A 23,417-nucleotide genomic window follows, 5' to 3' on the forward strand; every position below is an offset into this window, starting at 1 on the left:
ATGAATATTAAAACACTTACAAGACCAACAACTTTTGGACAAGAAATTTTAAAAAATATGATTTATAAAGGAGATGTAGTAGTAGACGCTACTATGGGAAATGGACATGACACTCTCTTTTTAGCGAATATGGTAGGCGTAGATGGGCGTGTATTTTCTTTTGATATACAAGATTTGGCTATTGAGAATACAAAAAAATTGTTACAAGAAAATAAAATTGAAAATGTGTGTATGATTAAAGATGGACATGAAAACATGGATCGATATATAGAGAAAGAGGTTTCTGCTATTATTTTTAATTTAGGGTATCTTCCAAAAGGAGACCATAAAATTGTTACAAAGGCCAATACAACCATCGTAGCTCTTCAAAAGTCTTTGCAATTATTAAAAAAAGAAGGACTTATTATGATGGTTATTTATCCAGGGCATAAAGAAGGAGAGCAAGAAAAAAAAGAAATAATAGAATTTACCCAAAACCTTGATTCTATAACTTATCATGTATTTGAAATAAATTATACAAATCAAAATAAAAAGCCTCCAATGCTCTTAGGGATTGTAAAAAAATAAATTTTAGCAATTCATATGAAGGTAGATGATATTTGGTTTGTTGCTATGATATTTTAATACTTTTACATTGGTGTTATTCTCTATTTTTTCAAAACATTTTAAGCATTTATATTTAGAATGATTTAAGCAAGATTCCTCTATTTGAAGATTTAAATTTCCATATTTTTTCCAACTCTTCCAACCTGTTTTGCAAAGACAAGATCGATTTTCATAATCTGCATAAACCCATCTTAAAAGACGATGAAAATGAAAAGGATATTTTGTATAATTTAGAAATTCTCTAGGAAGTCCTAAAGAAATAGTATATTCTTCAAAGGTTTTTTCAATTTTTGATTGCAGAGGATCTTCAATAACCGTATTATAAAAATGATAACCTTCTTCTTTTAAATATAGCCTAAGTTCATCAAACATATATCCTCTACATACTTCTATTTTTTCATCTTTATTTACTCCTAGCCTATGGAATAAATTTTTGATGATGGTTATTACATGATTTAAATATAATTTTTTTTCAAAAGCATGATCATGATAAAAATGTAGGGGAATAATATCATAAGCATATTCTTTTGTTTCTCTACGCATGGCACCAATACAAGTACCACCAATTAAACTTCCGCTTCCTGAGTCATCAATTTGAATCAATAGAATCACTCCTTATGAAAGATGTTATAATAATAGTATTGGTTATATGGCAAATTACTATAATAAGAATTCTATGTAAATGGAGGGAATAAATTTGAATATATTAGTGACCAACGATGATGGTATTTTTGCACCAGGAATTTATAGTTTAGCTTGTGCATTATCAAAAATAGGAAAAGTATATGTAGTAGCTCCGAATAGACAAAGAAGTGCGACAGGGCATGCCATTACTATGCATGAACCTATTCGAGCAGAAAAAGTCAAATTCTTTGATAAAGATTTTGATGCTTGGGCAGTAAGTGGAACACCAGCAGATTGTGTTAAAATTGGAATACAAGGACTTATTAAAGAAAAAATTGATATGGTTTTTTCAGGAATTAATAAAGGTCCTAATTTAGGAACAGATGTTTTGTATTCTGGAACGGTATCTGCAGCTATTGAAGGAGCAATTCTTGGGTATCCTTCTGTTGCTATATCTTTGGCATCTTTTAGAAATCTTTATTATGATGGTGCTGCTGAATTTTCTATCCAAATAGCAAAAAAATTAATAGAAAATGAACTACCACTAGATACATTGCTCAATGTAAATGTTCCGAATTGTAGAAAAGAGGAAATTCAGGGAGTTCATATTTCTACACTAGGAGCTAGAAAATACAATAATACATTTATAGAAAGAAAAGATCCTTGGGGAGAAACATATTTTTGGTTAGGTGGAGAGTTAGTAGATGAAAAAAAAGAAGAAGGAACAGATACATATAGTATAGAAAACAATTATATAGCGATTACGCCTATTCACTTTGATTTAACAAGATTTGATTTGATAGAAAAAGTTAAAGGGTGGGATATCCAAGTGTGAAAAAGTCATATTAAATATATGCAATAATAATGACAAACTTGTATGGAATTTGAATATGAAATTGCATCGTTTTATAAGTTTTTTAAAAATATGAAATATAAATTGCATTTCATATTTTTTTTTGTTATTATGAATATGAGGAAAACATTATCTTTCAAAAATTGGAAGAATAAAATCCCCAATAAAAATGAAAAGGATATTGCAAAAAGCTGGTAGCAGGGCTATAGAATATGTGTGTGAATTTGCCCAAGAAAGGAAAATTTTCATGAGGGATGACCGTGTAGATCTAATCAAAATAATACAAAAAAGTTATTCAAGACTGAGTAAAGGTCAAAAATTAATTGCACAATTCATTATGAATAATTATGACAAAGCTGCTTTTATGACTGCATCTAAATTAGGTATTAAAGTAGGAGTAAGTGAGTCTACAGTTGTACGCTTTGCAAATGCATTGGGATATGAAGGGTATCCACAACTTCAACAGGAACTACAAGAACTGATTAAGACAAAACTTACTACAGTACAAAGACTTGAAATGTCTAATGATTATACAAATGAAGGAGCAGTGCTTAAAAAAGTTTTAAAAGCAGATATGGATAATATTAAAGCTACTATTGAAGAGATGGATGATGTTGTTTTTCAAAAAGTTATAGATAGTATCTTTAATGCAAAGAGAATTTATATTATAGGACTTAGAAGTTCAAGTACATTAGCTGAATATTTAGGATTTTATTTAAACCTTATATTAGACAATGTAAAGATTGTTACACCTGGAGTAAGTGATGTATTTGAACAAATGATAAGAATAGGAAAAGATGATGTAGTAATAGGTATGAGTTTTCCAAGGTATTCTGCTAATACATTGAATGCATTAAATTTTACAAAGGAGCAAGGAGCTTTAGTTATAGGGATTACAGATAGTAAGGGTTCTCCTATTTCAGCTATTTCAGATTATACACTTATTGCTAGAAGCAATATGGCTTCTTTTGTAGACTCTTTAGTGGCACCTTTAAGTTTAATTAATGCTTTAGTTGTTGCAGTAGGAATGAGGGAAAAATCAGAGATAGCCAATACATTTAGCACTCTAGAGCGCATTTGGGAAAAACATAATGTATATAATGATAAAAATACTATACTATAAAATAAAAAGCTACGTAAAATTCGTAGCTTTTTATTTTATAGTAGTTTAAATAAGAATATGAGAATTTTTTTGATAAATAGGGAAAAATACTAAGAAATATACTTATTTAATGGTATAATAAATTTGATATTTTAAAGGGGGAGCAAAAATGACTAGATTATATTTAGTAAGACATGGACAAACAAAGTGGAATTTAGAATTTAGAGCGCAAGGGTCTAAAAATATAGAATTAACAGAAAAAGGAAAATTACAAGCATCTCTTTTGGCAGAAAAAATGAACAAATATAAAATTGATTGCATCTATAGTAGCAATTTAGATAGAGCTTATGAGACTGCTTTAACTTTAGGAGAAAAAGTAGGTATACCTGTTTCTAAAATAGATGATTTAAGAGAAATGTCTTTTGGAGATTGGGAAGGACTTACCATGAATGAAATTCAAAAAACTTATGAAAGTCATTATACAGTTTGGAGAGATCAACCTCATCAAGCACAAATCCCTGGAGGAGAAACATTAGTAGATGTACAAAAAAGAGCTTTAGAGGCAGTACATGATATTATCAAAGAAAATGAAGGTAAAAATATTGTAATCGTTTCTCATGGAGTAGCCATTAAGTCTATTTTACTTGGTATTATGGATATAGATCTTTCTAATTTTTATAAAATAAGCTTAGATAATACTTGTATCAATATTATTGATTTTAAAGATTATGGACCTGTACTTGTATCACTTAATGATACAAGTCACTTAGAAAATATAAAGTAGAGGATGATCATATTGGAAACTGTTATTGTTATCGGAGGTGGAGCTGCAGGAATGATGGCAGCAGGCACTGCTGCAGCCAAAGGAAATCAAGTTATTTTACTTGAAAAAAATGAAAAGCTTGGAAAAAAGATTTATATTACTGGAAAAGGAAGATGCAATGTTACAAACAATGGAGATATAGAGGATTTATTAAATCATATAACGACAAATAAAAATTTTTTATATAGTGCTTTTTATACTTTTACAAATGAAGATTTAATCAATCTTATGCATAAATATAGTGTTTTTACGAAAGTAGAAAGAGGAAATCGTGTATTTCCAAAGTCGGATAAATCAAGTGATGTTATAAAAGCATTTGAAAGCTATATGAGAGAATATAATGTAGATATAAGACTTCAAAGACAAGTAAGTGAAATACTTCAAGAAAAGGGGCAAGTCATAGGAGTAAGATTAACAGATGGACAGAAAGTGTTAGGAAATAAAGTTATAGTAGCTACAGGAGGTATGAGTTATCCAACTACAGGATCTACAGGAGATGGATACAAATTTGCAAAAGCCTTTGATCATGATATTGTTCCTATAAAACCATCTTTAGCTCCATTAGAGATTCAAGAAGATTGGGTAAAAGAATTACAAGGACTATCGCTTAAAAATGTGTCTTTACAAGCTAGTTTTAAGGGAAAAGTCATTTATGAGGAATTTGGAGAAATGATATTTACTCATTTTGGTATTTCTGGTCCCGTTGTTCTTAGTATGAGTAATTATATTAAAAATTATCTAGAAAAAGGGAAAATAGAAATTGTTTTAAATTTAAAGCCAGCTTTAAGTTCAGAACAATTGGATAAAAGAATCATTAAAGATTTTGAAAAATATTCAAAAAAACAATTTAAAAATGCTTTGAAGGATTTACTTCCTTTAAAGTTAATTCCGATTGTTATTTCTATATCAGGTATACCAGAAGAAAAATATGTAAACCAAATTACAAAAGATGAAAGAATCAATCTTCTACATTTATTGCAAAATATAAAAATGACAGTAAAAAAGATAAGACCTATCCAAGAGGCTATTATAACTTCAGGGGGAATTAATACAAAAGAAATTAATCCTTCTACTATGGAATCTAAAAAAATAAAAGGTCTTTATTTTGCAGGAGAAGTAATTGATGTAGATGCACTAACAGGAGGATACAATCTTCAAATTGCTTTTTCTACTGGTTTTTTAGCAGGAAGTAATGTATAAAGAACGGGGGAAAATAAGATGGATTTTATGAGTATTGCATTAGATGGACCTGCAGGAGCTGGGAAAAGTACTATTGCAAAAAAAATATCAGAAATTAAAAATATTACTTATATTGATACAGGTGCTATGTATAGAGCAATTGCTTTAAAAGTAATTAAAGAAAATATAGATATAAAAAATCAAGATGATATCAAAAAAATGTTATTGGGTACCCAAATTGATATAAAAGGAAACGATATATTATTAGATGATCAAATCGTCACAGATGAGATCAGAAATCCTAATGTGAACAAAATGGTTTCACATGTAGCTAAAATTTTAGAGGTTAGAGAAAAAATGACTTATTTACAAAGAAAAAATGCATCTTATCAAGATGTAATTATGGATGGCAGAGATATTGGTACGTTTGTTCTTCCAAATGCAACTTATAAATTTTACTTAACTGCATCTATAGAAGAAAGAGCAAAAAGAAGATATGTAGAATTAAAAGAAAAAGGTTTTGAAGTGACTTTAGAAGAAATTAAAGATGAGATTCAAAAAAGAGATAAAATGGATATGGAAAGAGAAATTGCACCACTTAAAAAGGCTAAAGATGCTATTGAAATAGATACTACTGGAAAAGGAATTGAACAAGTAATCATGGAGATATTAAAATGTTTGAAAGAATAAAAGCAACTTTTATAATTTTAAAGAAGGAGTTTGTAAGAATATGTAGAATTTAAAATAAATGTGCCTGTAGGAGGGATGATTATATTGAAAATTGTTGTTGCCAATAATGCAGGTTTTTGCTTTGGGGTAAAACAAGCTATGAATCAAACAATAGATGCTATTGATAAGGATCAAAATGAAAAAATATATACCTATGGGCCACTGATTCATAATCATCAAGTAATACATAAACTAGAGTCTATGGGAGTTTATGCAATTGAAGATATAAAAAGAGCACAACATAAAACTTTGATTATACGTTCTCATGGAGTTGCTCTTAATTTTTATGATTCTACTCATGAATATGATATAGAATTAATTGATGCGACGTGTCCTTTTGTAAGAAAAGTACAAAAAATTGCCAAAGAGTATTATGATAAAGGATATGATGTGATCATTGTAGGAAATCCAAAACATCCTGAAGTTATAGGGATTAATGGATGGTGTAACAATCAAGCTTATATTGTAGAAACTTTAGAAGATGTTTCTAAATTAGAATCTTTAAATAAAATTTGTGTAGTAGCACAGACGACTATTACTCAAGGTTTGTGGAATGATGTAGTAGAGAAGTTAGAAAAAAAATCTGCTACATTAAAAACATTTAATACTATTTGTACAGCTACAATAGAAAGGCAAAAGTCATGTGCTCAAGTATCTAAGATGGTAGATGCTATGATTGTAATTGGTGGATATCATAGTTCTAATACTCAAAAATTGGTACAAATCAGTAAAAAATATTGTAAGAATACTTATCATATAGAAACTGCTGAAGAGTTACCAATAGAAAAAATAAAAAAATTTGATAAAATTGGAGTAACGGCCGGAGCTTCAACACCGGACTGGATTATTAAGGAGGCTATTAATAAAATGAGTAATACAGAAAATAATGATATGATGAGTTTAATGGAAGAATATGAAAAAAGTTTTAAAGTTCTTAGAAGAGGAGATATTCTAAAAGGAACTGTTATTCTTGTTACAGATAAAGAAATTATGGTAAATGTAGGATATAAATCAGATGGAATTGTTCCTAAAAATGAAATCACTAATGATGCTTTAGTAAATCCTCGTGAACTAGTAAAAGAAGGGGATGAAATTGAAGTATATATAGTAAGTACAGATGATGGAGAAGGAAATCTTCTTTTATCTAAAAAAAGAGTAGATGCAAGAAAAGATTGGGAAGAATTAAAAGAGTCACAAGAAAAAAACAATGTGATTTCTGTAAAGGTTTTAGAAGTCGTAAAAGGTGGGGTTATTGCTGGATATAAAGAAATTAGAGGATTTATTCCAGCATCTCAATTATCAACTAGTTATGTAGAAGATATGAAAAGCTTTATAGGTAAAGAATTATATGTGCGAGTGATTGAGTTTGATCAAAGAAAGAAAAAAATTGTATTTTCTCGTAAAGTAGTAATGGAAGAAGAAAATCAAATCAAGCGTCGCATGTTATGGGAGAATATTTCAAAAGATAAAATTATCGAAGGACAAGTAAGAAGAATTGTAGATTTCGGTGCATTCGTAGATTTAGGAGGCATAGATGGGCTTATTCATATTTCTGATCTTTCTTGGGGGAGAATCAAACATCCTACAGAAGTAGTTAAAGTAGGACAACAAGTAAAAGTAATTGTATTGGACTTTGATAAAGAAAAAGAAAGAATATCATTAGGGATGAAACAAATTACAAAAGAACCATGGGATACAGTGGAAGAAAGATATCATATTGGAGATATTGTTGAGGGGAAAGTATTAAAGCTTGTCGATTTTGGTGCTTTTGTTGAAGTAGAAACAGGCATTGATGGATTGGTTCATATTTCTCAAATTTGTGATCGACACATTGCAAAGCCATCGGAAGAAATCCATGTAGGTCAAAAGGTAAACGTTAAAATACTTGATGTAAATAAAGAAAATAAAAGAATGAGCTTAAGTATAAAAGAAGCTATTGAAGATGCTAATGAACCTAATCTAGAAGAAATTAATAAATATGAATCTACTACTATAGGAGAAATACTAGGATCTAAAGAATAAGGAAGATCATCTTTCTTATTCTTTTCTAAATTTAGGGGGTATATATAAGCTTGATATGAAAATGAATCATGATTAAAGGGGGCAAGCTATGAATAATTATGAGTTATTTAAAGAAAAAATCCATAAAAAAACAGGGATTAATTTATCTTATTATAAAGAAAGACAGATGAAAAGAAGAATTGATTCTTTGATGAAAAGAAATAACTTTTCGAATTATGATGATTATTTTAATGCTATGAATAAAGATTCAAAGATTTTTGAAGAATTTATTAATTATCTTACCATCAATGTTTCAGAGTTTTTTAGAAATCCTAGTCAATGGAGTATTTTACAAAAGGATATTTTTCCGGATCTTTTAAAGAAGAGTAGAAGTTTGAAAATATGGAGTGCTGCATGTTCTACAGGAGATGAACCTTATTCATTGGTGATGGCTTTAAGTGAATTAGTACCTTTAAGTAATATTAAAATCTTGGCTACAGATATTGATAAAGAAGTGATTAATAAAGCGAAGTCAGGTATTTATTCTGCTAAAAGTATTGAAAATGTTCCTAAGCATTTGGCAAGTAAATATTTTGAAAAAATAGGAGAATCTTTTAAAATAAAAGATGAAATTAAAAATTGTGTACAATTTAAACAACACAATTTACTAAAAGATCCTTATCCAGATCAATGTGATTTGATTGTATGTAGAAATGTAATGATTTATTTCACAGAGGAATCTAAAGAAATCATGTATAAAAAATTTCGCGATGCATTAAAAGAGAATGGAATATTATTTGTAGGAAGTACAGAACAAATTATATTGCCTACAAGATACCAATTGGATTCTGCAAAAACTTTTTTTTATAAGAGAATATAATGATATAAAACATGTATCATATTTCTTTGAATATATAGTTTTTCTTTTTAAAATATAAAAAAGTCTTATCTTGGAAGATTTATAAGTACATTTTTGAAATACGTAACGGAAATTATAGTGTTATTCAAAAGTGTATCAAGTATATAATTTCCTACGTATTATGAAAAAAGCTACTTTTTTTACAATGAAATTTGTAAAAAGGTAGCTTTTTTTGATGTAAACATCTATTTGTTGTTAAAGCTTGACTAAAATTAATATTCTAAATTTAATACAAAATTGCAGGAATTATAAATATATAAAAGAATATTTACATTGAAGGAGTGATGAACGTGATCGATAAAGAAAAAAGATATTCTATTTCAGAAGTAAGTAAATTAACAGGGTATGAAACCCATGTGCTAAGATATTATGAGAGTGATTTTGACTTAGAGATTCCTAGAACAAATACAAATCGCAGATATTATACTTATAAAGAAATAGAAAGACTATTTTATATTAAAGAGCTTCAAGAAAGAGGGCTTACGAATAAACAAATCAAATTGATTTTAGAAGCACCAGAGTTAGTGATTCCTTCAACTAGTCAAGTAGCTGTAACCTCAGAATCACAAGAGTTGTGTATTGTAAGAAATGATTCTACAAAGGATATGATTCAAAAAATTTGTAATGAAGTTAAAGAGACTATTGGATTTAATATAGGTAATAAGCTAGAAGAAACAAAGGATGAAATTATTGATTATTTTAATTCTATGAAAAAAGAGGAAGAAGAGCTTGAAAATACAGATGGAATTCGTAAGGAAAAAGACGTTTTGATTTGTGAAAATGCAAGGCTTAAGATGAAAGTGAAAGAGAAGTCTTATGAGATGGCTCAATTAAGAGAGAAAATGAAAAGATTAGAAGAAAAAAATAAACCTTTTTGGAAAAAAATATTTTTCAAGAGTTCTTAATTGATAGAATGATGAAATTTGTAATAAAATGTGAATCGTTTATTTGAAAATTTTAAATAATAAATAAAATTCTATATATTAAAAATGTTTTATATGTTATAATTATTTTAGGACATATACTATTGTATTATATATAGTGTACATAAAAACTAAATGGGGGGATTAACATGATTATTGGAGTTCCAAAGGAGATTAAAAACAATGAAAACAGAGTAGCCATTACACCGGCAGGAGTAGAATCTTTTGTGAAAAATGGACACAAGGTAATCATTGAACATAATGCAGGGATGGGAATAGGGATAGATGACGAGGCTTTTAAAAGTGCAGGAGCTGAAATTATACCTACTGCAAAAGAAGTATTTGATCAAGCAGATATGATTATAAAGGTAAAAGAACCATTAAAAGAAGAATATGAATATTTTAGAGAAGGACAAATTTTATATACATATCTACATTTAGCACCAGAACCAGAACTTACAAAAGCTCTTTTAGAGAAAAAAGTAGTTGGTATTGCTTATGAAACCGTTCAATTAGCTGATAAATCTTTACCACTTCTTACTCCGATGAGTATGATTGCTGGAAGAATGGCTACACAAGTAGGGGCACAATTTTTAGAAAAGCATGAAGGCGGCAAAGGGATGTTATTAGGGGGAGTTCCTGGAGTTGCTCCTGCAGAAGTTGTAGTAATCGGCGGAGGAATTGTTGGAACAAATGCAGCTAAAATGGCAGTAGGTTTAGGTGCAAATGTTACGATTTTGGATATTAATCCAGCAAGGCTGCTATATTTAGATGATTTATTTGAAGGTAGAGTAAATACAATTATGTCTAATAGTTATAACATAGCAAAAGCTGTTCAAAAAGCAGATTTATTGATTGGATCTGTATTGATTCCTGGTGCAAAAGCTCCTACACTTGTAACAGAAGAAATGGTAAAAACTATGGAGCCAGGTTCTGTTATAGTAGACGTAGCTATTGACCAAGGGGGTTCTATTGAAACAATTGATAGAATTTCAACTCATGATAATCCAACTTATGAAAAACATGGGGTGCTTCATTATGCTGTTGCAAATATGCCAGGTGCAGTAGCTAGAACTGCTACTTTTGCTCTTACTAATTCAACTATACCTTATGGACTAAAAATTGCAAATAAAGGATATGTTGCTGCTCTTCGTGAAGATCCTGCTCTAGCAAAAGGTTTAAATACAATTGATGGAAAAATTACTTATGAATCTGTAGCAAAAGTTCATAATTTAGAATATACACCTATTGAAGAAATTCTAGGTTGCGAAGTGGAAGCTACTATTTAGTAGATTGAATTTATAAACAGGGAGAAGCTGCTATTTTAGTGGCTTCTTTTTTTATGATAAAATAATAGTTACTTAATTTAAATATTAGTAAAAAGTGTTATAATTTTAAGTAGCTAGGACTTCATATCCCTACATAAATTGGTATTAAGTAAACCTAAAAAGTGATGGAGTTATACATATGTTCTAATGTAAAATGAATATATTAAATGATAAAGTAACATCATATAGGTTGAGATATCGTTAATGTGTGGAAGTCTTTATTAAAAAAATATCTAAATAGAAAATAGTACTTATATGGTATTAGAGAAATCAATTATTATTAAATAATAATTTTGTAAATGGAGGTAAATAGTATGATTATATTAGATGAACTTTTATTAAAAGATAAAGAATATTCACACGTACCAAATGAAGAGGTAGTAGGTACATTAATATTTGATAATACTGGCTATTTATTAGGAAGAGCTTGGAATAAAAAGTTTAATTTTAGTAGAGATATGATAATTTATAAAAATGAATATTATCTAATACAAGAATTGAATCGATATACAGATAAACCAGACGAATTGATTCTAATGAAAATGTCTACAGTTCCAGATATGACCAAAAAGAAATGTGAAGATTGTTTCTTACATCATCAATGCCATATTGAGGGACATGAAGATAATCATAAACCCTGTGAACATGAATAGGAAGAGTAAAAAATCATTTGATATTATTACTTGGTAGGAGCTATAGAGCTCCTTTGTTTTTTGCTAAAGAACTGTTGTATAAGTATTGGAAATTTTCACAAGCTTAGAAGAAAATTATATATAAATATTCATTGATAAACTTATATTTATTACAAAATATGATCATATTATATTTACCATTTTAGAGATTTAAGATCATGAATAATTATATTTTTACTGCAAAATTTATAACTGTATTGCCAAAACCAATAGTATAACCTTGAATACAATTACACCAAACTGATATAATATGTTATGATATAAAACAAGTTATATTTTAAAAAGTTATTCAGTATGAAGGAGCGATAATTGAATGAGCGAAAGAAAAGAAGTGAATGTTTCTTTAAAAGAAATAGCACTACAAAATGAATATATAGAAATGATGAGAATGGAAAATGAAATATTCTTTGAAAAAAAAGGACGAAGAAAAAAAGCTATGATCGTGACCTATGGTTGTCAGATGAATGAGCACGATTCTGAAAAACTATTAGGAATGATTGATAATATGGGATATGAAGAGACTACTTCTATGGAAGATACAGATCTTATCATTTATAATACATGTTGTGTAAGAGAAAACGCAGAATTTAAAGTGTATGGAAATTTAGGAAAATTAAAGCCTTTAAAAAAGAAAAAGAAAGATATGATTATTGCAGTATGTGGTTGTATGATGCAGCAACCTCATGTGGTACAAGCTATTAAAAAGAAATACAATCATGTAGATTTAATATTTGGAACTCATAATCTTCATAAATTTCCTCAATTGTTAACAGAAAGAAAACGAGCAAATGAAATGATTGTAGATATATGGGAAGAAGGAGAAATCATAGAAGGAGTTCCTTCCATTAGAAAATTTGATTTAAAGGCATTTGTAACGATTATGTATGGATGTAATAATTTTTGTACCTATTGTATTGTACCTTATACAAGAGGGAGAGAAAAAAGTAGAGATCCAGAAGATATTATAAAAGAAATTAAGGAACTTGCTCAAAATGGTACAAAAGAAATTACACTTTTAGGTCAAAATGTAAATTCATATGGAAAGACTTTAGAAGAAAAAATGGATTTTGCTGATCTTTTATACAAAATCAATGAAATAGATGGAATAGAAAGAATAAGGTTTATGACTTCACATCCTAAGGATTTATCTTATAGATTAATAGAAGCTATGAGAGATTGTGATAAAATATGTGAACACATTCATCTACCTGTTCAATCTGGAAGTACAAACATTTTAAAGAAAATGAATAGACATTATACAAAAGAAGATTATTTGCAATTGGTAGAAACTATAAAAAGAGAAATTCCAGGTATTGCAATTACTACAGATATGATCGTAGGATTTCCAGGAGAAACAGAAGAAGATTTTGAAGAAACACTAGATTTAGTTAAAAAAGTAGAATATGATGCAGCCTTTACTTTCCTTTATTCTATAAGAAAAGGAACACCTGCTGAAAAATATACAGAGCAAGTTTTAGAAAATGTTAAGCATGATCGATTTGATCGGTTGTTAAATGCTTTAAATCCTATTATAGAAAGAAAAAATATGGAGTTTAAAGATGAAATATTAGAAGTATTGGTAGAAGGAAAAAGCAAAACAGATGAAACAAAATGGATGGGGCGTACAAGAACAAGTAAACTTGTAAACTTTACAGGACCTGATAATTTAATGGGAAAACTTGTTCATGTTAAAATCACAGAGCCTAAGACTTTTAGTTTAAACGGTATCTTTGTAGAAGAAAAGTAGACCTAATAGCCAGGGAGATCCCTGGCTTTATTGTGAAAGGGGGACTAATATGGCTAAATTAACTCCAATGATGCAGCAATATATGGAATTAAAAGAAAAGTATAAGGATTGTATTTTGTTTTTTCGCTTAGGCGATTTTTATGAAATGTTCTTTGAAGATGCACTTCTTGCTTCTAAGGAACTAGAAATTACACTAACAGGTAGAGATTGTGGAATGAAGGAAAGAGCTCCTATGTGTGGAGTACCTCATCATTCATCGGAAAGTTATATTGCAAAATTAGTAGATAGAGGATTTAAAGTAGCTATTTGTGAACAAGTTGAGGATCCTTCACAAGCAAAAGGAATCGTAAAAAGAGATGTAGTAAAAATTATTACACCAGGAACAATAATGGACGCCCATATGCTAGAGGAGACGCAAAATAATTATATTATGTCTATTTACATAGACAAAAGTGGAGCAGGAATTTCTTATTCTGATGTTTCAACAGGAGAATTAAAAACTACTCAGTTTATAGAGGATCAATTTTTTATAAAGCTTTTAGATGAAATTGCAAAAGTAAATCCTAAAGAAATTATTATAAATACCTTAACCTATGCTAGAGTAAATATAGAAAAAGAGATTTCTTTGATTACTACTTCTTATATCAATGAATTTGATGAGTGGGCTTTTGAAAAAGAATATGGGGAACAAAAAATAAAAGATCATTTTAAAGTAGCTTCCTTAGATGGTTTTGGATTAAATCATAAAGACAAAAGTATTTGTGCTACAGGAGCATTAATTGAATATTTACAAGATACACAAAAAAATGCTCTATCTCATATGAACAATATAGAAGCTTATGCAACAGAGTCTTTTATGATTTTAGATAAATCTACAAGACGAAATTTAGAACTGACAGAAACCATGAGAGATAAAAAAAGAAAAGGATCTCTTCTTTGGGTACTAGATAAAACTAGTACAGCTATGGGAGCAAGAATGCTACGAAAATGGATTGAAGAGCCATTAAAAGAGGTAAGTGCAATTTGTGCTAGACTAGATGGGGTAGATTCACTAAAGGATAATTTAATCATTCGTGAAGAATTAAAAGAAGCATTAAAAAATGTATATGATCTAGAAAGATTGGTAGTAAGAATATCTTATGGAAATGCCAATGCAAGGGATTTGATTAATTTAAAATCGTCCTTAGGAGCTCTTCCTAAAATTAAAAATATTTTAAAGGATATAGATGCATCACTCCTAAAAAAATTAATGGATCAAATGCATCTTGTAGAAGAAGTAAGAGAATTAATTGATATGTCTATTATGGAGGAACCTTCTTTGGCATTAAAAGAAGGAGGAATCATAAAAGATGGATATGATAAAGAATTAGATGAATTAAGGGATATAGTAAGAAATAGTAAACAGTGGATTGCAAATCTTGAAAATGATCAAAAAAATAGTACGGGAATTAAATCTTTAAAAGTAGGATTTAATAAAGTATTTGGATATTACCTAGAGGTAACAAAATCAAATCTACATTTGGTTCCAGATTACTTTATTAGAAAACAAACTCTTGCCAATGCAGAAAGATATATTACTCCAGAGCTTAAGGAAGTAGAATCAAAAGTATTAGGAGCAGAGGATAAAATTATAGAATTAGAATATGAAATTTTTATTCGTGTGAGAGATGAAATCAAAAGATTTACAAAACAAATTCAAGATACGGCTCATGCCGTAGCATCTTTAGATGTATTGTTATCATTTGCTGAGGTGAGTGATAGATTTGGATATACAAAGCCTGTAGTTTCAGATAACCTAGAGCTTGAAATTTATGAAGGGCGTCATCCAGTAGTGGAAAGAACCATGGATGTAGATTTATTTGTAGGAAATGATACTCTATTAGATGGAGAAGAAAATAGATTTTCTATTATTACAGGACCTAATATGGCTGGAAAATCTACTTATATGAGACAAGTAGCACTCATTGTTTTAATGGCTCAAATAGGATGCTTTGTTCCTGCAACAGATGCAAAAATAGGAGTTGTAGATCGAATTTTTACAAGGGTAGGAGCTTCTGACGATTTGGCACAAGGACAAAGTACTTTTATGGTAGAGATGAGTGAGCTTTCCAATATATTAAATCATGCTACAAAAAATAGCTTGATTATATTAGATGAGATCGGACGAGGAACAAGTACCTATGATGGACTAAGCATTGCTTGGGCAGTAGTAGAATATATTAGTTCAAATAATAAAATAGGAGCCAAAACATTATTTGCTACCCACTATCATGAGCTTACAGAGCTTGAAGGAATATTAAAAGGTGTAAAAAATTATTGTATTTCAGTAAAGGAAAGTAATGATGATATTATTTTCTTAAGAAAGATTATAAGAGGAACGATTGATCAAAGCTATGGAATACAAGTAGCAAAGCTTGCAGGAGTAAGAGATGAAGTCATTGATCGAGCAAAAGAAATTTTAATAGAATTAGAAGAAAATGATATTCATCATAAAAAAATAACAACGGAGATAGAAAAAGAAGAGATACAAGAAGACGCTATAAAAGAAGAAAATGTACAGATGAATTTTTTAAATGAAGGAAAAAATAATGTTATAGAAGAACTAAAGAAAATTGACATTTTAAATCTTACACCTATGGATGCTATGAACCATTTGTATCGTTTGGCTAAATTAGCAAAAGAGTAAAGGGGGGTAAGAAGTGACCAAAAGAATTTATAAGCTCAAAAAGCATATTGCAAATAAAATTGCAGCTGGAGAGGTAGTGGATAGGCCTTCCTCTGTAGTCAAAGAATTGATGGAAAATGCTATTGATGCAGGAGCTGAAAAAATTACTGTTGAAATCAAAGAAGGAGGGAAAAGCTACATAAGAATTACAGACGATGGAAGTGGTATTCATCCTTCAGATATAGAGGTAGCTTTTGAAAGACATGCTACTAGCAAAATAAGAGATATTGAAGATTTAAATAGAGTCATGTCTTTAGGGTTTAGAGGAGAGGCACTTGCAAGTATTGTTTCTGTATCACAGGTAGAACTTATTACAAAAGTAGAAGACTCTTATGTAGGAACTCAGATTCAAATTCATGGGGGAGAGGTAATTTATAAAAAAGAGGTAGGTTGTCCCAAGGGAACTACTTTTATTGTGAAAAATTTATTTTATAATGTACCTGCAAGACTTAAGTTTTTAAAGGCTAATACTACAGAAACTGCTTATATTAGTGATTTGGTTACTAAATTTTCACTAGCTTATCCTAATATATCTTTCCGATTTATTAATAATGGAACCATTGTATTTACTACATCAGGAAATGGAAAAGTCATAGATAATATTTTTAGTATATACGGGAAAGAAATTGCTCAAAATATGTTATTTGCAAATGAAAAAGAGAGTGGAGTAACCCTTCAAGCTTATATTTCAAAGCCAAATATATCAAGAGGAAATAAAAAGCTACAAGTATTTTTTGTAAACGGAAGATATGTAAAAAATAAAATGATCAGTGAAGCCATAGAAGAAGCCTATAAGACTTTAACTATGATCAATAGATTTCCTATATGCTTTTTATATATTCAGGTAGATCCAAATTCTATTGATGTAAATATCCATCCTACAAAAATAGAAATTCGATTTGATGATCCAGAAAAAATAAAAAAGTTTATCATAAAAGTTTTAAAAGATGCTTTACTTCATGAAGATTTGATTCCACCAGTTTCTTTTGAAAAAAAGGTAAAGAAAGAAGAAGGTCATCAAGAAAGAATATTAGATATTCCTATTCAAAAAGAAAAAAATGAATTACCTATTAAAGAGATACCTGTTAAAGAAAATTTTATAAATCCTTTTAAAAAACTAGAGAATCCTATTAAAGAAGATATCAAACAAGATAAAAAAGAAGATATAAAGATAGAGGATGCTACAAAAGATATAGAGCATCCTGTTGTTATAGAGGATAAACCTAATTATATTACAAATAATAAAGTGAAAGAAGAGTCTATAAAAGTTCAAGAAGATACTAAACCAAAAGAAATAAAAGTACACTCAGAAATTAAAAACATTCAAATTATAGGACAGATATTTAATACTTATTTGATTGGACAATATGAGGAAACTATGTATTTGATAGATCAACATGCTGCCCATGAAAGAATTATGTATGAATATCTTACAAATCATTACAAATATAAATCGGTTATGAGTCAAAAGCTACTAGTTCCTATTGTATTGGAATTATCCTACATAGAATATGAAAGAGTAAAAAATAATATAAACTTTTTTGTAAATTTAGGGTTTGAAATAGAAGAATTTGGAGTGAATACTTTTATGATTCGAGGGGTTCCTATGGTGTTTGGAGAGCCAGAAGCAAAAAAATTTTTTATGGAAGCACTAGATCAATTAAAAGATTCTATTCAAAATAGTTATGACTTAAAAGCCGAAAAAATTATTTCTATGTCTTGTAAAAAAGCTATAAAAGCTCATGACAAACTAGATAAATTAGAAATAGATAGCTTGATGAAACAATTATCAGAGCTTGAAAATCCATATACTTGTCCTCATGGAAGACCAGTTATTGTTAAGATGACACAATATGAACTAGAGAGAAAATTTAAAAGAACATAAAGGAGGAGTATCATGAAAAAACCTCTTTTTATTATGGTTGGACCTACTGCTGTGGGGAAAACAGAGGTGGCAATAGAACTTGCTAAAAAATTAAACGGAGAAATTATTTCAGCAGATTCTATGCAGGTCTATAAAGGTATGAATATAGGAAGTGCAAAGCCTACTTTAGAAGAAAGACAAGGGATTGCCCATTATTTAATGGATGAAATAGATCCTAGAGAAAATTTTTCAGTAGCAGAATTTCAAAAAAAAGCAAAAGAATATATAGATATGATTATTGATAAAAACAAATTACCTATGATTGTAGGAGGAACAGGGCTTTATGTAAACTCTATTATTTATAATATTGATTTTACACAAACCAGTGGAAATTGGGAGTATAGAGAATCATTAGAAAAGCAAGCAGAAGAATTTGGGAATGAATATTTGCATAAAAAATTATCTGAAAAAGATCCTGAAGCTGCAAACCGTATTCATCCTAATAATGTAAAAAGAGTCATAAGAGCCCTAGAGGTTATAGAGAGTGGAGAAAAAATAAAAGATTTTCAATCTAACTTAGTTGAAAATGAAGAATATGAATATGTACTCATAGGACTTATGAGAGACCGAGAAAAATTATATGAAAGAATTAACAAAAGAGTAGATTTATTGTTTGAGATGGGACTTGTAGATGAAGTAAAAAGCTTAGTAGATCTAGGACTTGATGAAGAAGATATTTCTATGAAAGGATTAGGATATAAAGAAATCATAAAATACTTAAAAAAAGAATATGATTTAGAGGAAGCTATAAGAATTATTAAAAGAGATACTAGAAGATTTGCAAAAAGGCAAATTACTTGGTTTAAAAGATATGATCAAATTAAGTGGTTTTTCATAAATGAAGATACTTCAACATATGAATTGGAAAACGAGATTCTAAAATACATAGAAGGAAAATTGAAACTTATATAGAATATGTTAATTAATGACATATAGGAGAGGGGTATTATTTATGAAGAATGTGATTAACATACAAGATGTATTTTTAAATCAAGCAAGAAAAGAACGCGTTCCCATTACCGTATATTTGGTAAATGGATTTCAAATAAAAGGGACGGTTAAAGGATTTGACAGTTATACAGTAGTATTAGATAGTGAAGGAAAACAGCATATGATCTATAAACATGCTATATCTACGATTACACCTTTAAAATCAATGAATTTGACATTAGGAAAAAAGCAAGATGAAGAGTAACGAAAGTTACTCTTTTTTCTATTTTGAGCATATAGTAGTTTTGAGGTGATAAGAATGTATGATAAAGAAAGTTCCTACGTATTTGAGCTTTTAGAAGAAGGAAAGATTCCAACAGAATATGCCATTCAAAAAATGATACAAAATAAAAATGATCAAGAAGATGAAAAAGATCTAGAAGCTTTAATGAAGGAGTTAGATAGTTTAATTGGACTAAATAAGGTGAAAAAATTGACAAAAGAACTCCAAGCTTATATCTATATTCAAAAAAAGAGAAAAGAAGAAGGCCTAACAGCAAATCCTTTAGTTTTACATATGATTTTCAAAGGAAATCCTGGGACTGGAAAAACTACAGTAGCAAGACTTCTGGGGAAGATATTTGCTACAATGGGAGTTTTAGAAAAAGGACATATGATAGAAGTAGAAAGAGCAGATTTGGTAGGAGAATACATAGGCCATACAGCAGTAAAAGTAAGAGATCATATCAGAAAAGCTTTAGGAGGTATTTTGTTTATTGATGAAGCATATTCTTTAGCAAGAGGAGGAGAAAAAGATTTTGGAAAAGAAGCAGTAGATGCACTAGTAAAAGGTATGGAGGATCACAAAGATGATTTTATATTAATCCTTGCAGGTTATAAAGAAGAAATGGATAGATTTTTAAAGGTCAATCCAGGACTTAAATCTAGATTTCCTATTCATATAGACTTTCCAGATTATACGTTGGAAGAACTACTACAAATCGGAGAAATTATGGTTCAAAAAAGACAATATGAATTGTCTATGCCAAGTAAAGCTAAAATATCTAAAATTATCTCTCAAAAAAGAATAGAAGATTCTTTAAACAGTGGAAATGCAAGACTTGTAAGAAATATAGTAGAAAGAGCTATAAGAAAACAAGCAGTAAGACTCAAAAAATCTAAAACCTTTTCTAAAGAAGATTTGATGATTTTAAAAAGAGAAGATATCACCGAGGAGGATGATTGATGAAAACATGCTTGATCATTGGAAAACCCAATGCTGGCAAAACCTTATTTTTATTAAGCTTCGCAGAATATATAGGACTTAAAAAAGTAAATATTGAATTTAATAGAATAAATAATAAGACTTATACAAAAGAATATGATTTAGATGAAGCAAAAAAAATTTTATCGTCAGAAATTCCTTACAAAACCACATGTTTACAATCTATAAAACTTAATATTCCCATGATTAAAGGAAAAAAAGAAATTACAATGATGGATAGTAGTGGTTTTACAGATGGGATTCATAAAGATGTACAGATCAGAAGAGCTATGGCACAAACACTAGAACAAATTCAAAATAGGCATGTGATTTTTCATTTATTTGATATTACAGATGATCACATTGAACAAGTAGATGAGCAGTTGGCAAAGTATGGTATGACCCAAAGTGGATATGTGATATTAGCAAATAAAATAGATTTATTAGATAGAAAAGATGAGATCATAAAATTTCAAAGAAAATTTATCAATCACTATGTAATTCCTATATCAGCTCGTACAAAAGAGGGATTTAGGGAGGTGAAAAGCTATGTTTGTCGCAGGTTATAGTAATTTTGCAAAAATAATTTCATGTATTTTGTGTGGATTGGTCATTAAGTTATTAGATGATTCTATAGATGAAGAGTTAAAAGATATACATACAGGGGCTATACTTTCTTATGGACTTATTATTTTTTCATTGGCTACGGGATTTAATACCTCTTATGCAGTAACTTTATTAAGCTCAGCTTATATGGTTGGAATGTTTCATGATTTGAATACTTTTTTACCTACAAAATTAAAAGCTTATCAAGAAAACATATTTTTATTTTTGATCAATAGCTTATTATTTTCTTTTTTATTCACCGTAACTTCTTTTTTTAGTATCCTTTTGATTCAATTGATAGATGATTTATGTGATCAAGAATATGATCATAAATATGGCTATAAAAACTTTGCAAACGAATTTGGAAAAGTAGAGGTTTTACTTACATGTTTTATTTTAGGAATAGGACTTATATTATTAGATCCATTAAAGATATTTATCATATTACTAAGCTATTTATGTGGTGAGTGGATATATATAAAAATTACAAAGCTTTTAAAGGCAGGTGAACTAAAGTGAATTATCTACTATGCGTAATGATATTTTTAATAATATTCTTATTAGGCTATGCGATAGGGAGAAGGATCGGGATCAAAGAAGGATATGAAAAAGGTGTTTTATATGCTCCTTTAAAGATAAAAAAAGAACAATACGATGAAATTGATTGAATAGATGGAATATGTTACAATACAAAAAGACAACTAAGGAGAAGGTGAATTTATGGGAATTTATACAAAAGAATTTTTGAAAAAACACATGAACATTAGTGAAAAAGTAGTAGATCTAGCAGAAAAAATAGAAAAAGAAGTAAAAGATCAATTTGAAAAAATTAATGATATTAGAGAACTAAATCAATATAAAGTTCTAAAGGTTATGCAGGATATGAGAGTAAGTGATATGCACTTTCAATGGAATACTGGATATGGGTACAATGATCCTGGAAGAGAAAAAATAGAGGAAGTATATGCAGCACTTTTTAAAGCAGAAGATGCTATAGTACGACCTACTATTGTAAATGGTACTCATGCACTTACTTTATGTTTAACAGGAATACTAAGACCAAATGATGAAATGCTTTCTGTTACAGGAAGACCTTATGATACATTAGAAGAAGTAATAGGAATCAGAGGAGAATATAGTGGTTCTTTAAAAGAATTTGGTGTTACATATAAAGAGATCGGATTTTTAGAAGATGGAAGTATAGACATAGAAAAGATGAAACAAAGTATCACTCCTAAAACGAAGATGGTATACATGCAAAGATCTACTGGATATAGCTTTAGAAAAGCTGTACAAGTAGAGGATATGAAAAAAGTTGTTGAAGAAGCAAAAAAAATAAATCCAAACATTATTTGCATGGTAGACAATTGCTATGGAGAATTTTTAGATACTGTAGAGCCTACAGAAGTAGGAGTAGATGTATTAGCAGGATCTTTAATTAAAAATCCAGGTGGAGGATTAGCTCTTACAGGAGGATATATTGTAGGAAGAAAAGATTTGGTTGAAATGATTTCTTATCGTATGACATCTCCTGGAATAGGAAAAGAATGTGGACTAACCTTTGGAATGACAAGAAGTATGTTCCAAGGATTGTTCTTAGCGCCTCACGTTGTAAGTGAAGCTATAAAGGGAGCAATATTTTGTGCAAAATTATTTGATCATTTAGGATATGAAGTATCTCCAAGCTTTGATGAAAAAAGAAGTGATATTATACAAGCTATCAAGCTTAGAAGTCCTGAGGCTGTAGTTGCATTTTGTGAAGGAATACAAGCAGCAGCTCCAGTAGATGGATTTGTAACTCCTGTTCCTTGGGATATGCCAGGATATGATAGTCCTGTAATTATGGCAGCTGGAGCTTTTGTTCAAGGATCATCTATAGAGCTTAGTGCAGATGCCCCTATCAAAGAACCATATGCTGTTTATTTCCAAGGTGGACTTACTTATGATCATGCTAAGTTTGGAGCATTAAAGGGACTTCAATACCTTATTGATAAAGGGTGTATAGAGTTATAGAAGTGTAGTTGTTAAATAAAGGTGTGAAAAAAACTTGCAAACCTAAAAGTGTTTTGCAAGTTTTTTTGTGCTTCAATTTAATGTAGAAAAAGAGAGTCGAAGTGCCTTGAAATATGAAATAATATTAACAATTATGTTATAATATGGATAATAAACGTATTATAGCAATCAAAAATTATTTCATACTGGTGGGATTTTAGAGTTGGGAGATTGAAAGGTTCACTGATCATGTATATTGAGAGATAATTTTTGGAATGAAACTAATGTTTATAATGGGAAGTTGAATGAATCTAGTATAAATGTTAAATATTTATTGGAATTTATTAAAAGTTATAGTAGGCTTGTTGAATCATATCATAAACTACTATATTACAGAAAGTATATTCCCGCATACCACTCATGTCGAGTGCGTAGTAAGGATAGAGAAGA

The 23,417-nt window shown here is 29.3% G+C and carries 21 protein-coding genes; 20 read left to right on the forward strand and 1 reads right to left on the reverse strand.

Annotated elements, in window-relative coordinates; translation table 11 throughout:
• Positions 1 to 567: a tRNA 5-(aminomethyl)-2-thiouridylate-methyltransferase MnmM gene (gene mnmM, locus EK368_RS05215; protein ID WP_129597107.1), complete on the forward strand. Its 567-nt coding sequence runs from the start codon at positions 1 to 3 to the stop codon at positions 565 to 567.
• A 3-nt stretch (positions 568 to 570) separates the two neighbouring features.
• Here the strand turns inward: mnmM and EK368_RS05220 are convergent, their stop codons facing one another.
• Positions 571 to 1,218, reverse strand: coding sequence for a hypothetical protein (locus tag EK368_RS05220; RefSeq protein ID WP_243109363.1), 648 nt, complete (start codon positions 1,216 to 1,218; stop codon positions 571 to 573).
• An 85-nt stretch (positions 1,219 to 1,303) separates the two neighbouring features.
• Here EK368_RS05220 and surE point away from each other — a divergent pair, with 85 nt between their 5' ends.
• From surE to EK368_RS05315, 19 genes are all read left to right on the forward strand, one after another.
• Positions 1,304 to 2,065: a 5'/3'-nucleotidase SurE gene (gene surE, locus EK368_RS05225; protein WP_129597110.1), complete on the forward strand. Its 762-nt coding sequence runs from the start codon at positions 1,304 to 1,306 to the stop codon at positions 2,063 to 2,065.
• 265 nt (positions 2,066 to 2,330) lie between these two features.
• Positions 2,331 to 3,206 carry a MurR/RpiR family transcriptional regulator gene (locus EK368_RS05230; RefSeq protein WP_129597113.1) on the forward strand — a complete coding sequence of 292 codons (876 nt, stop codon included), beginning with the start codon at positions 2,331 to 2,333 and terminating at the stop codon, positions 3,204 to 3,206.
• Between the two features lie 148 nt (positions 3,207 to 3,354).
• Positions 3,355 to 3,969 carry a histidine phosphatase family protein gene (locus EK368_RS05235; RefSeq protein ID WP_129597115.1) on the forward strand — a complete coding sequence of 205 codons (615 nt, stop codon included), beginning with the start codon at positions 3,355 to 3,357 and terminating at the stop codon, positions 3,967 to 3,969.
• A 12-nt stretch (positions 3,970 to 3,981) separates the two neighbouring features.
• Positions 3,982 to 5,208 (forward strand): BaiN/RdsA family NAD(P)/FAD-dependent oxidoreductase, encoded by a 1,227-nt coding sequence (locus EK368_RS05240; RefSeq protein ID WP_341472772.1) that lies wholly within the window; start codon positions 3,982 to 3,984, stop codon positions 5,206 to 5,208.
• 18 nt (positions 5,209 to 5,226) lie between these two features.
• Entirely contained in the window at positions 5,227 to 5,877 is a 651-nt protein-coding gene (cmk, locus tag EK368_RS05245) for a (d)CMP kinase (protein WP_129597119.1), read from the forward strand.
• Positions 5,878 to 5,961: 84 nt separating this feature from the next.
• Positions 5,962 to 7,938 carry a bifunctional 4-hydroxy-3-methylbut-2-enyl diphosphate reductase/30S ribosomal protein S1 gene (locus tag EK368_RS05250; protein ID WP_129597121.1) on the forward strand — a complete coding sequence of 659 codons (1,977 nt, stop codon included), beginning with the start codon at positions 5,962 to 5,964 and terminating at the stop codon, positions 7,936 to 7,938.
• An 88-nt stretch (positions 7,939 to 8,026) separates the two neighbouring features.
• A complete protein-coding gene (locus tag EK368_RS05255; protein WP_129597123.1) occupies positions 8,027 to 8,797 on the forward strand; it encodes a CheR family methyltransferase in 771 nt (256 codons plus the stop codon).
• Positions 8,798 to 9,126: 329 nt separating this feature from the next.
• Positions 9,127 to 9,741 (forward strand): MerR family transcriptional regulator, encoded by a 615-nt coding sequence (locus EK368_RS05260; RefSeq protein WP_129597125.1) that lies wholly within the window; start codon positions 9,127 to 9,129, stop codon positions 9,739 to 9,741.
• A gap of 167 nt (positions 9,742 to 9,908) precedes the next feature.
• Entirely contained in the window at positions 9,909 to 11,048 is a 1,140-nt protein-coding gene (ald, locus tag EK368_RS05265) for an alanine dehydrogenase (protein ID WP_129597127.1), read from the forward strand.
• 353 nt (positions 11,049 to 11,401) lie between these two features.
• Positions 11,402 to 11,740 carry a hypothetical protein gene (locus EK368_RS05270; RefSeq protein ID WP_129597129.1) on the forward strand — a complete coding sequence of 113 codons (339 nt, stop codon included), beginning with the start codon at positions 11,402 to 11,404 and terminating at the stop codon, positions 11,738 to 11,740.
• A gap of 427 nt (positions 11,741 to 12,167) precedes the next feature.
• Complete coding sequence (gene miaB, locus EK368_RS05275) at positions 12,168 to 13,526, forward strand: tRNA (N6-isopentenyl adenosine(37)-C2)-methylthiotransferase MiaB (RefSeq protein ID WP_479722765.1); 1,359 nt, start codon at positions 12,168 to 12,170, stop codon at positions 13,524 to 13,526.
• 49 nt (positions 13,527 to 13,575) lie between these two features.
• The gene (mutS, locus tag EK368_RS05280; protein WP_129597133.1) at positions 13,576 to 16,212 is read left to right on the forward strand and encodes a DNA mismatch repair protein MutS; all 2,637 of its coding nucleotides are present in this window, start codon (positions 13,576 to 13,578) and stop codon (positions 16,210 to 16,212) included.
• Positions 16,213 to 16,225: 13 nt separating this feature from the next.
• Complete coding sequence (gene mutL, locus EK368_RS05285) at positions 16,226 to 18,136, forward strand: DNA mismatch repair endonuclease MutL (RefSeq protein WP_129597135.1); 1,911 nt, start codon at positions 16,226 to 16,228, stop codon at positions 18,134 to 18,136.
• Positions 18,137 to 18,148: 12 nt separating this feature from the next.
• On the forward strand, positions 18,149 to 19,087 hold the full coding sequence (gene miaA, locus EK368_RS05290; protein ID WP_129597137.1) for a tRNA (adenosine(37)-N6)-dimethylallyltransferase MiaA: 939 nt from the start codon (positions 18,149 to 18,151) through the stop codon (positions 19,085 to 19,087).
• A gap of 40 nt (positions 19,088 to 19,127) precedes the next feature.
• The gene (hfq, locus tag EK368_RS05295) at positions 19,128 to 19,370 is read left to right on the forward strand and encodes an RNA chaperone Hfq (protein ID WP_129597139.1); all 243 of its coding nucleotides are present in this window, start codon (positions 19,128 to 19,130) and stop codon (positions 19,368 to 19,370) included.
• Positions 19,371 to 19,424: 54 nt separating this feature from the next.
• Complete coding sequence (locus EK368_RS05300; protein WP_129597141.1) at positions 19,425 to 20,351, forward strand: AAA family ATPase; 927 nt, start codon at positions 19,425 to 19,427, stop codon at positions 20,349 to 20,351.
• A complete protein-coding gene (locus EK368_RS05305) occupies positions 20,351 to 20,938 on the forward strand; it encodes a GTPase domain-containing protein (RefSeq protein WP_129597143.1) in 588 nt (195 codons plus the stop codon). Before EK368_RS05300 ends, EK368_RS05305 begins: the two co-directional genes overlap by 1 nt.
• Positions 20,919 to 21,494, forward strand: a complete 576-nt coding sequence (locus EK368_RS05310; RefSeq protein WP_129597145.1) for a UbiA prenyltransferase family protein — start codon at positions 20,919 to 20,921, stop codon at positions 21,492 to 21,494. Before EK368_RS05305 ends, EK368_RS05310 begins: the two co-directional genes overlap by 20 nt.
• 201 nt (positions 21,495 to 21,695) lie before the next feature.
• On the forward strand, positions 21,696 to 22,988 hold the full coding sequence (locus tag EK368_RS05315; protein ID WP_129597147.1) for a methionine gamma-lyase family protein: 1,293 nt from the start codon (positions 21,696 to 21,698) through the stop codon (positions 22,986 to 22,988).
• Positions 22,989 to 23,417 lie beyond the last annotated feature (429 nt).

The sequence above is a fragment of the Anaerophilus nitritigenes genome (genome assembly GCF_004138215.1).
In the GTDB taxonomy this organism is placed as follows: domain Bacteria; phylum Bacillota; class Clostridia; order Peptostreptococcales; family Thermotaleaceae; genus Anaerophilus; species Anaerophilus nitritogenes.

Bases quoted from the DNA above. Each gene is read 5' to 3' on its own strand.
- EK368_RS05305 (WP_129597143.1), top strand. From the start codon at position 20,351: ATGAAAACATGCTTGATCATTGGAAAACCCAATGCTGGCAAAACCTTA.
- cmk (WP_129597119.1), top strand. From the start codon at position 5,227: ATGGATTTTATGAGTATTGCATTAGATGGACCTGCAGGAGCTGGGAAA.
- EK368_RS05235 (WP_129597115.1), top strand. From the start codon at position 3,355: ATGACTAGATTATATTTAGTAAGACATGGACAAACAAAGTGGAATTTA.
- EK368_RS05315 (WP_129597147.1), top strand. From the start codon at position 21,696: ATGGGAATTTATACAAAAGAATTTTTGAAAAAACACATGAACATTAGT.
- EK368_RS05270 (WP_129597129.1), top strand. From the start codon at position 11,402: ATGATTATATTAGATGAACTTTTATTAAAAGATAAAGAATATTCACAC.
- mnmM (WP_129597107.1), top strand. From the start codon at position 1: ATGAATATTAAAACACTTACAAGACCAACAACTTTTGGACAAGAAATT.
- miaA (WP_129597137.1), top strand. From the start codon at position 18,149: ATGAAAAAACCTCTTTTTATTATGGTTGGACCTACTGCTGTGGGGAAA.
- mutS (WP_129597133.1), top strand. From the start codon at position 13,576: ATGGCTAAATTAACTCCAATGATGCAGCAATATATGGAATTAAAAGAA.
- EK368_RS05300 (WP_129597141.1), top strand. From the start codon at position 19,425: ATGTATGATAAAGAAAGTTCCTACGTATTTGAGCTTTTAGAAGAAGGA.
- EK368_RS05230 (WP_129597113.1), top strand. From the start codon at position 2,331: ATGAGGGATGACCGTGTAGATCTAATCAAAATAATACAAAAAAGTTAT.
- hfq (WP_129597139.1), top strand. From the start codon at position 19,128: ATGAAGAATGTGATTAACATACAAGATGTATTTTTAAATCAAGCAAGA.
- miaB (WP_479722765.1), top strand. From the start codon at position 12,168: ATGGAAAATGAAATATTCTTTGAAAAAAAAGGACGAAGAAAAAAAGCT.
- ald (WP_129597127.1), top strand. From the start codon at position 9,909: ATGATTATTGGAGTTCCAAAGGAGATTAAAAACAATGAAAACAGAGTA.
- EK368_RS05310 (WP_129597145.1), top strand. From the start codon at position 20,919: ATGTTTGTCGCAGGTTATAGTAATTTTGCAAAAATAATTTCATGTATT.
- EK368_RS05255 (WP_129597123.1), top strand. From the start codon at position 8,027: ATGAATAATTATGAGTTATTTAAAGAAAAAATCCATAAAAAAACAGGG.